The organism is Flavobacteriales bacterium TMED191 (assembly GCA_002171975.2).
Classification (GTDB): Bacteria; Bacteroidota; Bacteroidia; order Flavobacteriales; family TMED113.
In genome coordinates, this window is record NHIO02000060.1 from 1 (window position 1) to 16,013 (window position 16,013).

Genomic DNA, 16,013 nt, shown 5'->3' on the forward strand with positions numbered 1-16,013 from the left:
AACAAGTTGATTAGCGGTGAAGAAAGTGGTGAAAAAGCTACTTTTAGAAGTTGATCAAATCTGTTAAATAGGTTAGGGTTTCTTTACTGCTACTCTAAACTTTTCTTAATTATTATTTAATAATTCAATATATTTATTTTAAATATGAATAAACTGTTAATAATATTATTATTTCCTTCTTTTATATTTTCACAAATAATAAATATTGAAACTAAAGAAGAATCTAATAAAAATGTATTAAGTGGTGCAACAGAAATTGAGTTTGATTATAATAAATCAACAGAGACTGATTGGGAATTTATTAATTCTTCTTATTTAAGATGGAATATTGATTTCTTGACTATTTTATTTATTAATGAAATAGATTTGAATCGTGCTGGTGATGAGGATTTTGCTAATGATGGGTTTCAACATTTAAGAGTAATTTATCATATTAATGATAATTTTGCTATTGAATCTTTTATTCAAAATCAACATGATTTAGTGCATAATATTGAAAATAGAAAATTAGCGGGTTTAGGTTTAAGTAAAGTATTTTCAAAATTGGGAATTGTTGGATTCTCTACTTTTTATGAACATGAAGAGTTGGTGGGTGATGTTATTAATTATGACTTTAGATTAAACTTCTATAATAGATTGGTATTTGAAATTTTTGAAAAATTGACATTTTCAAATGTGTTATATTTTCAACCCAAATTGGAAGATTTTTTTGATTTTAGACTTGCATTAGAGGCCACCTTGATAATACCGTTATCTGAAAAGTTATCCTTTAATAATTCTTTAAGTTTAAGTCATGATTCGTCTCCTGCATTCGAGATTCCAAATACTACATATCAATTTAAAAATAGTTTAAAATATGAATTCTAGTTTGGTTTTATCTTTCTGTCTGATGATAATCAACTCTCTTATTCTAAATTAACATATAATTAATTTTAATTCATTTTACAATTAACAAATAATATATAAAATTGTTTAAATGAATATTATGTGTGATTATAAAATAGAAAATCTGGAAATTAATAAATCATTAGTTTATTTTGTTGCTATTTCTAGATCTCAAAAAATCATTGGTAAATGCGGATTTAATATTGTAGATGAAAAAACAATTTTATTTCAAGATATAGAATTACAAAAAGAATACAGCAATCAAGAATTTTATAAAGCATTATTTAACGAAAGTTTTAGGTATATTAGAAAAAAATATCCTAATCATATCATAGAAACATACTCCAATGATGAGAATTTGTCGATTTTTCTAAGGTATGACTTTAGAGTAACGAAAAAACTTCCTTCATGTAAAAAGTTAGTGATGGATTCTTCTTATTCAGATGATGATTTTTCTATTGTAGACAACGTTGATTATAATTTTAATTGAACTGAGCCACTTTATTTGTTTTTTAATTCAACTTCCACTTCAAATTTTATATTATTACTTTTCAATTTAGTATTCTCTTGTACGCATTTTATAATTTTGATTGCATATTCATTATATTTTGCACTTGAAAGAATAAATGTAGCTTCTCTTACCAATTCACCACCATCATATGCTAATTCAATTGCACCTAAAGTTGCTATAATTTCATTATTTAAGAAAACGGATTTTCCATCATAAGATAAACCTGTAATGTCCACGTTTTTTAAGGGTGACATAGTGCTGCAGCTAAATAGAAACAGTAGCATAAATAAAATAGTATTCTTCATTTTTAAAAATTAATATAAAATTAACATGAAATTGATTTGAAGTTAATAAATAAAGGTTCCTTTTGTAACGTAATTAAATAGTTAGTGATTACAATAATAATTAAAAAATAATTAAAATAATATAAAAAATACTATTACTATGAAAAATCAATCTTCTATCTTTTTTTTATTTGCTGCATGTATTACTTTATTTTTTGTTTCGTGCGACAAAGATGACGATCATGATGATCATGATCACAATAATACAGTTCAAGGATGTACGGATCCAAATGCTTTAAATTACGATGCTGACGCTACTGAAGACGATGGGTCTTGTGTGTATGCACCTGATGCAGTACAAACAATTTATCCTAACGGAGAAATTAGTTCAAATGTAACATGGACTAAAGATTACACATATACTTTAACAGGTCGTGTTGTGGTTCCTTCTGGAGTGACTTTAACTATTGAAGCTGGAACTGTCGTTAAAGCATATCCTGGTCAAGAAGCTAATGCTTGTGCTTTAATTGTAGCAAGAGGTGGTATGATTATGGCTGAAGGTACTGCTTCCGAACCGATTATTTTTACATCCACTGCAGATGCAATCACAAGAGACCATAGTTCTTATCCTGGATTTGCTAATACTAATGAGTCTATAAAAGGACAATGGGGTGGTGTGATTATATTAGGAAATGCTGAAATTTCTGCTGATAATTTTGAAGTTCAGATAGAAGGTATTCCTGCTTCTGATCCTAACGGTCTTTATGGTGGATCTGACAACTCTGATAACTCAGGTGTTTTTGCATATTGTCAGATAAGACATGGTGGAACTCTACTTGGAGAAGGTAATGAAATCAATGGTCTTACTTTAGGAGGTGTAGGTTCTGGAACTACAATTCACCATGTAGAAGTTGTGGGTAATGTAGATGATGGTATTGAATGGTTTGGTGGATCTGTTGATGCTAGTGATTTGCTTGTTTGGGCTCAAGGTGATGATGCATTTGATGTGGATCAAGCTTATTCTGGTACAATTTCAAACATTATGTCTATTGCAGATGCTGAATCTGATCATGCATTAGAAATTGACGGCCCAGAAGGAACAATGGAAGCTGGATTTAATATGAATAGTGGCCATTTTATTGGCTATAATCCAGATGGAGGTGAGTATGCAGACTTTAGGTCAAATGCAATGGGTAATCTTTCAGGATTATACTTTGAAAGCTTTTCATGTGATTCCGATTTTGAGTTAGATAATGATGGTGTTGCTACAAATGCAATGAATGGTATGTTGAGTTTTTCAAATCTTCAGTTTAATGTTGCTCATTTAGCTGATAGTTGTAATACGACTGTTGAAGATATTTGTCTTGACAAAAGTGAAAATGATATTGCAAGTACATTTGATTTTAATGCAGCTGTTGTAAATGGACAAAGTGTAGGTTTTGACTCATCACAATTTACAGGTTGGACTTGTTACAATAATTAATTTTTCATATAAAGAAGAACATTACATATCCTTGTGTTTAGTGGTAAACGCTAACTAACGAAACTTATTTAAAGTTATAATGTTCTTCTTTATTAACACATAATTACACATTCAAAAAGCCCTACTAATTTAATATGGTATGGTTTTTTGTTGATAAATATTTATTAAAATTTAAATATTCTTGATATTAATTATTTAATATTACTTCTATAATTTATTATTATGTTCAGATTATTTTATTTTCTAATTCTCTTCCCTTTTCAAATTTTGCTTTCACAATTTTCTATTTCTGGAACTATATTAGATTCACAATCTAAAGTTTCAATTATCTCTGCTAATGTTGTTATATATGAAAATGAATCTATTGTTACAGGTGTTTCTACTGATATAGATGGGTTTTTTGTTATAGAATTAAATGAAGGTGTTTATGATGTTGAAATTTCTTTTATGGGTTATGATAATCTAAAAATAGAATCTATAAATATTAATAAGAATATACCTTTAGGTGATTTGTTTTTATCCGAGTCTAGTCTGATGTTATCTGATATTAAAGTTGTTTCAAACAAGGTTTTAAAAACAGAAACTGCTTTAATTTCATTGAAAACAAAATCAATCAATAGTATTGATGCAATTTCTACTCAGTCAATTACTAGAAGTGGTGATAGTAATGTTGCTAGTGCTATTAAGCGAGTATCTGGAGTTTCTATTCAAGATGGTAAGTATGTCTTTGTGAGAGGTTTAGGGGATCGTTATATTAAAACTATATTAAATGGATTAGATATACCTGCTTTAGATCCTGATAGGAACACAGTTCAATTAGATATATTTCCAACTTCTGTTATAGATAATATCGTCGTATATAAAACTTTTACTTCAAATCTTCCAGCAGATTTTTCAGGCGGTCTTGTTGATGTTTCTTTGAAATCAATTCCTGAAAAAAAAATATTTCAATTTTCAATTTCATCTAGCTTTAATAGTGCTACTTTGAATAAAGATTTTTTATCTATTCCATCTGGTGGTCTTGATTTTCTTGGTTTTGATGATGGTTTAAGATCGATCCCTTTAGATGANCCGTTTGCTTCTGAAAACTTTAATTATTCTCCATCAACCTTAAATTTAATTGACCCAGACAGTTTTGAAGGTTTAATGGATGTGACAAGAGCTTTTAGTACAGAAATGGGTGTAAAAAAAACAACACCTATGCCAAATTTAGCATTGAGTTTTTTAATTGGNGATAATAAAAAATTAAACACAAATAAAATTGGTTATTATACTGCATTTAATTATAAAAATAATGTTAGTTNTTATNAAAATTNTAGACAAAGCTCACTGGAAGAAAATCCNGACTCTTCTATATATGAATTAGATCTTACACGTGAGCAATATGGTAACGTTGGTAAAAGAAATATTTTNNTAAGTTCTCTTAGTGGATTAACTTATCATTCAAATTCTAATATNTACAAACTAAATATTTTAGCTCTTCGTAATACTACTCATAATGCTGGTTTTTTTTATCAAAGAAATATAGAAAGTAATGCAAATTATCTAAAAAAGGAAAACATTGACTATTCTGAAAAATCTGTATTTAATATTTTNATAAATGGTNTTCATAACAAAAGTGATAGATTAAAGATAAAATGGTCAATGTCACCTACTTATTCAAGAATCAANGATAAAGATGTAAGAGAGACAGCTTATGAGATGATTGATTTAGATNATATTATTCCTTTANATGAGATACAATCGGATGATTCTAATTATTTAATTGATGCTAGTAATGCTGGAGTGCCNTCAAGAATGTGGAGAGATCTTGATGAATATAATCTTGTTTCTAAATTAGATGTATCTTTAAAAAACGATTTTTTAGGTTTAAGTGGAGAGTTGCTCTCAGGTGTTTTATTTTCATATAAGCAGAGAGAGTATCAAATTTTAAGGTATTTATTGACTCCTGAGGGNTTAGGGATGGCTTCGGGTTTCACCGGTGATCCTAATGAATTATTAACTGATTTTATTCATGATGGTTCCTCAGGATTTTATATCAAGGGTGAATATCAACCNAGTAATACTTACAGTGGTTTGCAAACAAATNTGGCAGCCTATATGTCTCAAAAAGTACAATTTAATGAGCTTTTTCAGTCCATTCTTGGCTTAAGAATAGAAAGATATAATCAGTATTACACTGGTCAGAGTCAAAACGCAAATCTTAATACAGGTCTCGGTGTATATGATAATGAAAAGNTGTTATCTGATTTAGGTTTTTTTCCTTCTATTACTTTTATATATAATCTTGATGAAAAAACAAATTTACGTTCATCATATTCTTTTACTACTGCTAGACCTTCATTTAAAGAAAAATCAGGTGCTCAGATTTTAGATGTTTTATCTGGAATAACTTTTAATGGTAATCTTGACCTTGAAGTTACTGATATTCATAATTTTGACTTAAGGTTTGATCGATTTTATGAAAACAATCAAATGATTGGTGTTAGTGGATTTTATAAGTATATGATTAATCCAATTGAAATTACCAGATATTCATCNGATGATGATAATATTCANCCAATTAATACACCTTCTNGTTTAGTTTGTGGNTTTGAACTTGAAATCAGAAAATCTATAGATTTTATTCTAGATAATTTATTTATTAATTCAAACAGTTCTGTAATCTATTCTAAAGTAGATATTGTTGGAGATGAGTATCAGTCTATTCTCAATAGTTTAAGAGAAGGTGAAGAATTTTCTTCTAGCAGATCTATGCAAGGTCAAGCACCTTATATATTTAATTGTGGTATNTCTTATTTAAATAATAATATAGAGAGTAGTCTTACATATAACGTTGAGGGTCAAAAATTATCTATTGTTGGTATTAACAGAAGACCTAATATTTACACTAATCCNTTTCATAGTTTGAATATTAGTGTTTCTTTAAAAAACATTATATATGATAACTTAAACATATCATTAATNTGTAAAAATATATTAAATCAGAAGCGTGAGTTAGTTGCTCAATCCTTTGGTATAAAAGATCAAATATATAATTCTTATNCAATTGGTAGAAGCATNGGAATAAAATTAAAGTATGTATTATAAATTAAAATTTAAATATGGNTNNTAAATTACTAGTNGTAGATGATGAAAAAGATATTTTAGAGTTTCTTAAATACAATCTTGAGGCCAANAATTATATTGTTGAAACAGCACAAGATGGAATAAGTGCGTTAANAAAACTTAAAANTTTTAAACCTTCACTTATTATTTTAGATGTCATGATGCCTAGATTGAATGGTGTTGAAACATGTGAAAAAATTAGANAAGACNCAACTTTAAATGATNTAATTATACTTTTTNTATCTGCTAGGAATGAAGAGTTTACTCAAGTTGCATGTTATGATGCTGGTGCAGATGATTTTATTGAAAAACCAATAAAAATTAAATTAATAATTAAAAAAATCGAGATACTTCTNAAAAGAAGTATTCATAATNATANCGTTAGTTCTTTTAATGGTGTGATTTTAANTGATAANGATTATACNGTTANTTCNGACGGGGAGACTTATTCATTGACTAAAAAACAATTTANTTTATTAGAACTTTTAATGTCAAAGCCTGNTAATGTTTTTAAAAGAGAAAAGATTATGCAATCTATTTGGTCGGATACTTNTGTAAGTGGAAGAAATTTAGACGTCCAAATTAGAAAAATCAGANAAAAAATAGGAAANNATAANATTAAAACTATAAAAGGAGTTGGATATTTATTCNCTAANAAATAGNNCTAAAATTAACATTAAATTAACANAATGTTCACTTTANAATAAGATTACTATGCTAGTTTAGTATATAAATAAATAATTATGGAAGTTAATAAAATTGAAATCAGCACATTCTTGTATATTTTTATTATGATTTTTGCCTTTTGTTCGACATTTATATAGGACATCTTTCATATATTTACATTTCTTACATATTTAGTGTGTTGTGAAAAAATTTTTATCTAGATTCAGCTATCCAGTTGAGTTATATGTTCAGAAGTCCGAAAGATCATTTTTATCTTTTATTGTTTGTTGTTTCTTGCTAGCTATGTTTGCTGCACCTTATCCTCAGCTTGCTATGTGGGTTGGTTTTTTATTTGCTGCTTATGCTGCAGTTGCTAATGATAGTATTCAAACTATTGGAACTTTTATAGCTTCTAATCAAGATAAAAAGTGGTGGGTTTTATGGTTGTTTTTGGGCGGTATTTTTGTTTCTACGATTACTTATAGCTGGATGACTGTTGATGTGGTTGGTGCTATCAATGAAACAGGTGAGGCTGTTGGAGATGGTATTGTAGATCGTGATGTTAGTAATGGTCGGTTATCTGCTAAAGGATTTGATAAAGCTCCAACTTCCTTTCATTTTTTACAAGTTGCGGCACCAGTATTCTTGCTTATATTAACTAGACTAAGAATGCCTGTTTCTACAACGTTCATTTTATTGACATCTTTTGCTGCAACTCCAGCTGCTGTAGGAAAAGTTCTTGCTAAGAGTATGTCTGGCTATATCTTAGCATTTTTTATTGGTTTTATTGTTTTTATTACAATAGCTCAATTAGCTAAAAAATACTTTACTGGTAAAGCAAATTTCGGTTGGACTATAGCACAATGGATTACTAGTGGAACTTTATGGTCGGTGTGGTTAATGCAAGATGCTGCTAATATTGCAGTTTATCTTCCTCGAAGTATGAACTTTTTTACTTTTTTAGGTTTTGTTAGTATCATCTTTTTTGGTTTAGGTCTTCTGTTGTATTATAAAGGTGGAAGAATACAAAAGATAGTAACAGAGAAATCAGTTGTAACTGATGTGCGATTTGCTACTGTTATTGATTTTATTTACTGTATTTTATTATTCTATTTCAAGCTGCATAGTCAAGTGCCTATGAGCACTACTTGGGTCTTTATTGGACTTCTAGGTGGAAGGGAATTGGGTATGGCAATTAGAAGAAGTGGTGAGAATAGTATATTCAAATCATTTAAATTAATATTTAAAGATTTTTCTTTTGCCATGATTGGATTATTGATATCAATTGTTATTGCGATAGGAGTTAATGATCAATTAAGTTTTACTGCTATGCTTCAAGATATTCCAGATCAATTTGTTTCGGGAATTGTTAAATTTTTTAGTAGATTAGGGTTTTAGAAATTTATACTCTAAAATAAATTTCATCTGTTAAAATATTAATTTTTATATTTAGATATAACGAGTTGATAAACGTCGCAAAATTTGTTTTGTAAAACTGCTGTAATCAGTTAAATAGGGTGGGGTTTATTTACTGCTACAATTAAATTATTTTCTTTAAATTAATATTAAATATACATTTAGTTAAGAACGAGATTTTATTATTGTATAAAATTTTTAATATGATCTATTTTAACTCGTTTTTTTACATTTTTTTTCTTTCAAGTTCTTTAGCTATTAGTCAATCCTTTAGTGATTTGGTAATAAATGAACTTATGGTTTCTAATGATAGTGCATTAGTTGATGACTTTGGTGAATATGATGATTGGATAGAGTTATATAATAAAGGGAATGAGCCTATTAATCTAAACGGACTTCATCTTTCAGATGATTTATCAGATTTGTCAAAATATACTTTTCCTAACATATTTTTAAATCCAAACTCATATCTGATAATTTGGGCTGATGATCAAAACACACTACAAGGTGAAATGCATGCTGACTTTAAATTATCAAGTTTTGGTGAAACATTATATCTTTCAGATAGTCAGTTAAATGTCTTGTCAGAAGTAACATGGAGTATGATTAGTTCTGATGTTGGGTATGCAAGAGTGCCTAATGGTATTGGTGATTTTGTTGTTCAAGACTTTTCTTTTGCATCAAGTAATGATCTTATATTTAACTTAAGTGAACAAAATAATGATAAACAACTTATTAAAGTTGTAAATATATTTGGCAATGAGGTTATTCAAAAAAAGACTAATTCTGTCTTATTTGAAATTTATAATGACAAATCTGTAAAAAAAATTATTTATGTACAATAAATTCATTTATTCTAAACATATACACATCTTTTTTATTCTATTATCCTGCTTTTTGCTTACATCATGTTTACAAGAAGAAATTGAAGAAAATCCTCCCGAAGAAACTGAATATAGTTTTTTAACTATTGACGGAGATGGATGTAATGTTTTAAGTGGTCATATAAATGAAAATTTTTCTTTATCTAACGGTGAATGTTGGAAGTTAAGTGGAAATACTTTTGTTGACAACGGTGTTGAATTATATATTGGTCAAGGCGTAACCATCAGTGCAATTGATAACTCTGAACCAACATTTTTATCTATTTTACAAGGTGGTAAAATTTTTGCAGAGGGCTCTCAAGAAAACCCAATAATATTTACTAGTTTTTCTCAAGTTGAAGGTTCATGGGGTGGATTGATAATTAACGGAAGTGCAATTACAAATACTGTAACTGGTCCAATTGAGGGGAATGGTACGACAGGTATTTTTGGCGGAGATAATCCATATGATAATTCAGGTATTCTTCGATATATTAGAGTTGAATATTCTGGTGAGCCAGTTGATGGAATTGAGACAGAGGGTTTAATGTTAAATGCAGTAGGATCTGGTACAGAAGTTAATTTTATTCAAGTCAATGATAACCTTAGTGATGGTATTGAAATTAACGGAGGAAATGTTGTAGTTAATCATTTGGTTGTTAACAATAATAATGGTGATGCTGTTGATATTGATAATGGTGGATGGACTGGGACTGGTTCTTTTTGGTATATACAGCAAGAAGGTGATTATAAAGATGGTATTGAAGTTGATAACAGTGAATTTGATGAAGCTTTAACTCCAGTAGCCTTTCCTATATTATCTAATGTAACATTAATTGCAGACGGTGATCAAACTGCAATTAAAGTTAGAAGGGGTGCAAAAATTAGTTTAGATAATATTTACATTGATTCTTTTAGTGAAGGGGTTGAAATTGAAGGTTTACTTTCAAATCAGTTTTTTGAAATTGGAGAAAGTATAATTTCAAATTTAAATATTATAAATACAGAGACTTTATTAATAGTAGATAACCCCAATATTGAATCAATTATTTCAAATTCATTAAATACTTCAGCAAATGGTTGTAATGCAGATTATGGTCAAGGTTGGATGCAGGGGTGGACTAAAAATTAATTATGATAAAATTATTAATATTCAACATTATCCTATTTTCATCCTCAGATTTAATCAGACCTATAAAGGTTATTAATTTGAATACAGGAGAGCCATCTGCAATATCATGTATTGATAATGACTGTGTTATTGCATCAGACAATGGTAAAGTTTTCACATTTGATGTAACTACTAATAAATCGAAAGAAATGAATTTTAGTGGAGAAGATTTTGAAGGTATTTATATGTCAGATGAATATATATATGTATTGGAAGAAAGATCAAGAAAAGTAGAAAAGTTAAATTCAAAATTTGAACATTTAAATACCTATGAAATTTCATACAATGGTCGTTTGAACAGGGGGTTTGAAGGTATAGTCTACAATCCAGATTTGAAAAGGTTTATTGTGGTAACAGAAACTAATCCTTGTATGTTAATTGAATTAAATGAGGATTTTCAAGTTTTAAAAAATAAGTACTTAGATATTAATGAACTTTCAGATATTACATTTTATGGTGGTATGTATTGGCTTTTATCCGAAGAAGATCACTGTATCTATATAATGGATCCAAATAGTTATAGAGTTGAAAAAAAAATTAAACTTAATATAATTGGTGCGGAAGGTATCTGTTTTGTAAATAACCTCTTATTTATAACTAGTGATAAATTATCTAAGTTATTTGTCTATGATGTTCCTAATATAAATTAATTATGCTGAGATTATTATTTATTCTATTCTTATTGCCTTTTTTTTCTTTTTCTCAATATTCATTTAATAAAGGTTATGATAATATTGAGATAAGAGGAAATATAACAACTTACTACAAATACAGATGGTATCCATCTGACGATGAATTGACTTCTGATAAGATTAATAAAAACTTATTTAAATTAAAAGACGTAAGGTTAAAGATTGAGGGGAGTTCAAACAAAAGAGACATGGATTATGAAATTCATTTTGACTTTGCAAAGTCTGTTAATGGAGAAATACCTATACTTGATGCATATGTGACTTACAACAAATTTATAGAAACTACTATAGGTTTACATAAGTTAAACTTCTCAAGACATAGCAGAATTGCAATTATATATTCTCCATGGCTAAAAAGAGCACAAATTATTGATAAAGGTCAAACTAGAAGAGATGTAGGTTTGCATCTTTCTAAAGGTTTTTTGAATGATAAAATTCAACTTTTTGGATCTGTAGTAAATGGAGAGCCTTCGTTGGTTTCTGAAAATGACATAAAGGGAGGAGTTGAGTATATAGGTAGACTAGAGTTATCATATCCTTGCAAAATGAAGTATCGAGCAATTGATGTTTCTACTTCACCAATTCCTGTTTTTTCATTTGGGACAAGCTATCGTCATTCTCAGAAAGGTAGTAACGACTATATGGAGGGAGAAGACGAGATTTTTACAAAAATTAATGGTATCAAACGGTTTTATCAAGCTGATTTTGCTTTAATGTACCGTGGATTTAGTTTTCTTTCAGAATTTCATTTAATTGATTATCATTGGGATCAAACAATGAATTTAAGTCAGGAAAAATGGAGTACAAGTGGAGTTATTTTAGAAGGAAATTATTTTTTAAAAAAATATAATTCTGTATTTGCTTTAAGATACGATAACACAGATGTTAATTTTTATAATGTTGATTCTCAAAATGGTAGTGTAGGTGATATAACTGAAACTTTATCAATTGGTTATAATTATAGAATTAATTCTCATCTAAATGTATTAAAAATTCAATTTCGAAAAGAAATCAACGGAGGTACAAGTGCGGGAGATCCTGCAAAATATGAGATTAGAGTTGGTTTACAATATTTAATTGGATAAATAGTGAACTTTTTAATAATTTCATTTTTTCTTTTATTATCCAATTTAATTACTTGTCAGGAAAATGATAAACCTCAATTTACTAATGTTCTTATTGAGATACCAATGGGATCTTCTGAGAAATGGGAATTTAATAAATATTATAATCAAATTTTGCAAGACTCCTTAAATGGATTACCAAGGCATATTGAATATCTTAATTACCCATTTAATTATGGTTTTGTGCTAAATAAATTTACTTCGGAAGACGGCGATCTATTAGATGCAGTTGTGATTGGATCAAAATTGGAAAAAGGAAGTGTTGTTGAAGCTAAGGTAATAAGCTTATTAGATACATATGACAACGGAGAGTCTGATCCTAAGTTGATCTTAATTCACAAGTCTTCAAGACTTTATTCGGTTAACTCATTAAAAGAATTAAATAATAAATATAATGGTGTAACAGATATTGTTAAAATTTGGTTTAGTAATTATAAAAAAGGTTCTATTGTTAATGATTATCTAACTACTCTAGAGACACTAGATTATTTACATTAATTAAAATTAATAGAAAGTTAACATACTGCAGTGTTTATTAACATTTAAATAATGTTGAGTATTATTATTTTACATAAAATTAAACTTATCTAATCATTCCATTTACATTATCAATCTAATATTGTAGGTGATAATAAGGAAATTTTTTTAAGCAATTTTCACAAATTAAAAACAAATCAAATTAATAATTTTAAATACTATAAAAATGAAAAAATCACTATCTATTTTATTGATATTAGTCTTATCACTATTCTGCTTTAATATTAATGCTCAAGACATACCACCATGTATTTTAGGTCAGGTTTATGTAAGTGAAGCACATGGTGCAGGAGATCCAGAAGATTATATTGAAATATATAATTCAGGTGCTGAGGATTGTTCTTTAGCTGGATTTAAGTTAGATGATAATGAATCATTATCTGATTTAACTTTTGGTGATATAATTATTGAATCTGGAGGTTACTGGGTTGGTTATCAAGATGCTGAAGGTAGTTTTACATCTGGAATAGGTAGTGGTGGTGATTGGATTTTCTTTTCAGATGGATTTTCAGAACCATTAGTTGTTATTTTAGGTGAATCAAGCGGTGGTTCTCATAGTTTTACATCTGATGGTATTTCATGTATTACAATACCTAGTCCAGGTTCTCAAAATAATGATTGTGCAGTTTATGGTTGCACAGATTCATTTGCATTGAATTATTCAGATTTAGCTACTTTTAATGACGGAAGTTGTGAATATGTTGATGCAAATCCATGTGTGTTAGGAACTGTTTATGTTTCCGAGGCTAGTGGGTCATACACAGACGGTGATTTTATTGAGTTATATAATTCAGGCGCTGAAGATTGTTCTTTATCTGGTTTTATGTTAGATGATAATGAAGCATTAACAGATTTTACGTTTGGAGATGTAGTGATTTCTGCTGGAGGATATTGGTTAGGTTTCGAGGATCAAGAAGGTAGTTTTGGATCAGGTCTTAGTGCAGATGGTGATATTGTTGTCTTTTCTGATGGAACTTCTTCATTAATTGTTAGTTTAGGAATATCTCAATTTGGTTTGTCACATAGTTTTTCTATTGATGGGATTTCTTGTTTAACAAATCCATCACCAGGATCTTCTAATTCTAACTGTGAAATATTAGGATGTTTAGATACAACTGCTTGTAATTACAACTCTTCTGTTACAATTGAAGATTCTGAAAGTTGTATTTATGCATTAGATAATTTTGATTGTGATAATAATTGTATCGCTGAACTTGATTGTAATGGTGAATGTGGTGGTACTGCTTTTATTGATTTGTGCGGTGTTTGTGATGGTGGAAATTCAAGTTGTAGTTCAATGCCTTTATTTTTTTCAGAGTATGCTGAAGGTTCTTCTAATAATAAGTATTTAGAAATTTATAATCCTACTCAAGTTGATGTAGATTTAAGTGATTATGCTTTCCCTAGTGTTGCAAATGCACCTAGTACTTTGGGGGAATTTGAATATTGGAACTCTTTTCCTGAGGGATCGATTATTCCAGCTGGAAATGTTTATGTTATTGCTCATCCATCAGCAGACGAAGCAATACTTGCAGAAGCTGATATGACATTTAATTATTTAAGTAACGGTGATGATGGGTTTGCTCTTGTTTGGGGAGTGCAAAATAATTATGAAGTTATTGATTGGCTAGGAGATTGGCTAGGAGATCCTGGATCAGGCTGGATGGTAGCTGGTGAGGTTGCAGCAACTAAAGATCATACTCTAGTAAGAAAATGTGGTATCGCATCAGGAAACACCGATTGGAATTTGTCTGCAGGAACAAATGAGGATGATTCAGAATGGATTGTTTTTGATCAAAATACTTGGACTGATCTGGGCTTCTATAATTCTGTTTGTGATATTGAACTTGTCATTGGTTGTACTGACCCAACTGCTTCTAATTATCAAGAACTGGCGACAGCCGATGATGGAAGTTGTTTATACTTAAGTCCATGTGTCATAGGTACAGTGTATGTAAGTGAAGCACATGGTTCAGGTGATCCAGAAGATTATATTGAGCTTTATAATTCTGGAACAGAAGATTGCTCGTTAGAAGGTATCATGATTGATGATAGTGAAACAATGTCTGATTTGACATTTGGAAGTGTAATAATTAGTGCAGGTGGATATTGGATTGGTTATCAGGATGGAGAGGGAAGTTTCACTTCCGGACTTAGTGCTGATGGAGATTATGTATATTTGTCTGATGGTAACAATACCCTATCTGTAGTTGTTGGTCCATCCAGTGGTTTGTCTCATAGTTATGATGAATATGGTGTATCATGTTTAACATCTCCAACTCCTGGCTATGCAAATGATGATTGTGCAATATTAGGTTGTACTGATTCAAATGCTGAAAATTTTGATGAAAGTGCAACATTTAGTGATGGCAGTTGTACCTACTCTGTAGATGTCCCACCTTGTGTACTTGGTACAGTTTATGTTAGTGAAGCACACGGCTCTGGTGATCCTGCTGATTATATAGAGTTATATAATTCAGGTTCTGAGGACTGCTCTCTATTAGGTTTTATGATTGATGATAGCCCATCATTATCAGACCTAACTTTTGGTAATATTGTTATTTCTGCAGGTGGTTACTGGATTGGTTATGAGGATGCATCCGGCAGTTTTTCTTCTGGTATTGGTGGAAGTGGTGATAGTATTTATTTAAGCGATGCAGAAGGAAATGTATTGGTAGTATATACATTAGATGGTGATTTAGGTTCAACAAACTTTACTTCTGATGGTACTGGATGTTCAGCAGATCCTACACCAGGACTTGAAAACACTCTATGTATTGAATATCTTGAGGGTTGTACTGATTCAACAGCCTTAAATTATAATATCGATGCAATTATTGATAATGGTTTATGTGAATATGATTTATCTGTTTTACCTTGTGTAATAGGAACAGTATATGTAACTGAGGCACATGGTTCTGGAGATCCAGAGGATTATATAGAGATATATAATTCGGGTACTGAAGATTGTTCTTTATTAGGATTTATGTTAGATGATGAGCAACCATTTGGTGACTTAACTTTCGGTGATGTAGTCATTCCTGCTGGTGGATATTGGTTAGGATATGAAGATGCAGAAGGAAGTTTTGGTTCTGGAATAGGTGGCGGTGGTGACACTGTTTATTTTGGAGATGGCACAGGAAATATTTTAATGGTGGAGACATTAGATGGTGATTTAGGAGCAACAAACTTTACATCAGATGGTACTGCATGTTCAGCGGAACCTACACCAGGTGCTGCAAATGCAGAATGTACTGTTTTTGTAGAAGGTTG

At 29.6% G+C, this 16,013-nt stretch carries 11 protein-coding genes and 2 pseudogenes; 12 read left to right on the plus strand and 1 reads right to left on the minus strand.

Going from position 1 to position 16,013, the window contains the following annotated elements:
* The first annotated feature begins 144 nt into the window (after positions 1-144).
* Positions 145-867: a DUF481 domain-containing protein gene (locus CBD51_007325; GenBank protein RPG57575.1), complete on the plus strand. Its 723-nt coding sequence runs from the start codon at positions 145-147 to the stop codon at positions 865-867.
* Positions 868-976: 109 nt separating this feature from the next.
* Positions 977-1,375 (plus strand): hypothetical protein, encoded by a 399-nt coding sequence (locus CBD51_007330; protein RPG57576.1) that lies wholly within the window; start codon positions 977-979, stop codon positions 1,373-1,375.
* Between the two features lie 11 nt (positions 1,376-1,386).
* Here CBD51_007330 and CBD51_007335 read toward each other — a convergent pair whose 3' ends face one another.
* On the minus strand, positions 1,387-1,632 hold the full coding sequence (locus tag CBD51_007335; protein RPG57577.1) for a hypothetical protein: 246 nt from the start codon (positions 1,630-1,632) through the stop codon (positions 1,387-1,389).
* Positions 1,633-1,840: 208 nt separating this feature from the next.
* On the opposite strand from CBD51_007335, the gene CBD51_007340 reads away from it, so the two are divergent.
* The 10 genes and pseudogenes from CBD51_007340 to CBD51_007385 all read left to right on the plus strand — a co-directional run.
* Entirely contained in the window at positions 1,841-3,163 is a 1,323-nt protein-coding gene (locus CBD51_007340; protein ID RPG57578.1) for a hypothetical protein, read from the plus strand.
* A gap of 222 nt (positions 3,164-3,385) precedes the next feature.
* Entirely contained in the window at positions 3,386-6,253 is a 2,868-nt protein-coding gene (locus tag CBD51_007345; protein ID RPG57579.1) for a TonB-dependent receptor, read from the plus strand.
* Positions 6,254-6,267: 14 nt separating this feature from the next.
* A pseudogene (locus CBD51_007350) lies at positions 6,268-6,933 on the plus strand (DNA-binding response regulator).
* A gap of 205 nt (positions 6,934-7,138) precedes the next feature.
* Positions 7,139-8,248: pseudogene (locus CBD51_007355) on the plus strand (hypothetical protein).
* Between the two features lie 308 nt (positions 8,249-8,556).
* The gene (locus CBD51_007360) at positions 8,557-9,198 is read left to right on the plus strand and encodes a lamin tail domain-containing protein (protein ID RPG57580.1); all 642 of its coding nucleotides are present in this window, start codon (positions 8,557-8,559) and stop codon (positions 9,196-9,198) included.
* Complete coding sequence (locus CBD51_007365; GenBank protein ID RPG57581.1) at positions 9,188-10,348, plus strand: hypothetical protein; 1,161 nt, start codon at positions 9,188-9,190, stop codon at positions 10,346-10,348. Before CBD51_007360 ends, CBD51_007365 begins: the two co-directional genes overlap by 11 nt.
* A gap of 2 nt (positions 10,349-10,350) precedes the next feature.
* On the plus strand, positions 10,351-11,037 hold the full coding sequence (locus tag CBD51_007370) for a hypothetical protein (GenBank protein RPG57582.1): 687 nt from the start codon (positions 10,351-10,353) through the stop codon (positions 11,035-11,037).
* Positions 11,038-11,039: 2 nt separating this feature from the next.
* Positions 11,040-12,164 carry a hypothetical protein gene (locus CBD51_007375; protein ID RPG57583.1) on the plus strand — a complete coding sequence of 375 codons (1,125 nt, stop codon included), beginning with the start codon at positions 11,040-11,042 and terminating at the stop codon, positions 12,162-12,164.
* Between the two features lie 3 nt (positions 12,165-12,167).
* Entirely contained in the window at positions 12,168-12,701 is a 534-nt protein-coding gene (locus tag CBD51_007380; GenBank protein RPG57584.1) for a hypothetical protein, read from the plus strand.
* 205 nt (positions 12,702-12,906) lie between these two features.
* Positions 12,907-16,013 (plus strand): hypothetical protein (locus tag CBD51_007385; protein RPG57585.1); only part of this gene is annotated, 3,107 nt, incomplete at its 3' end.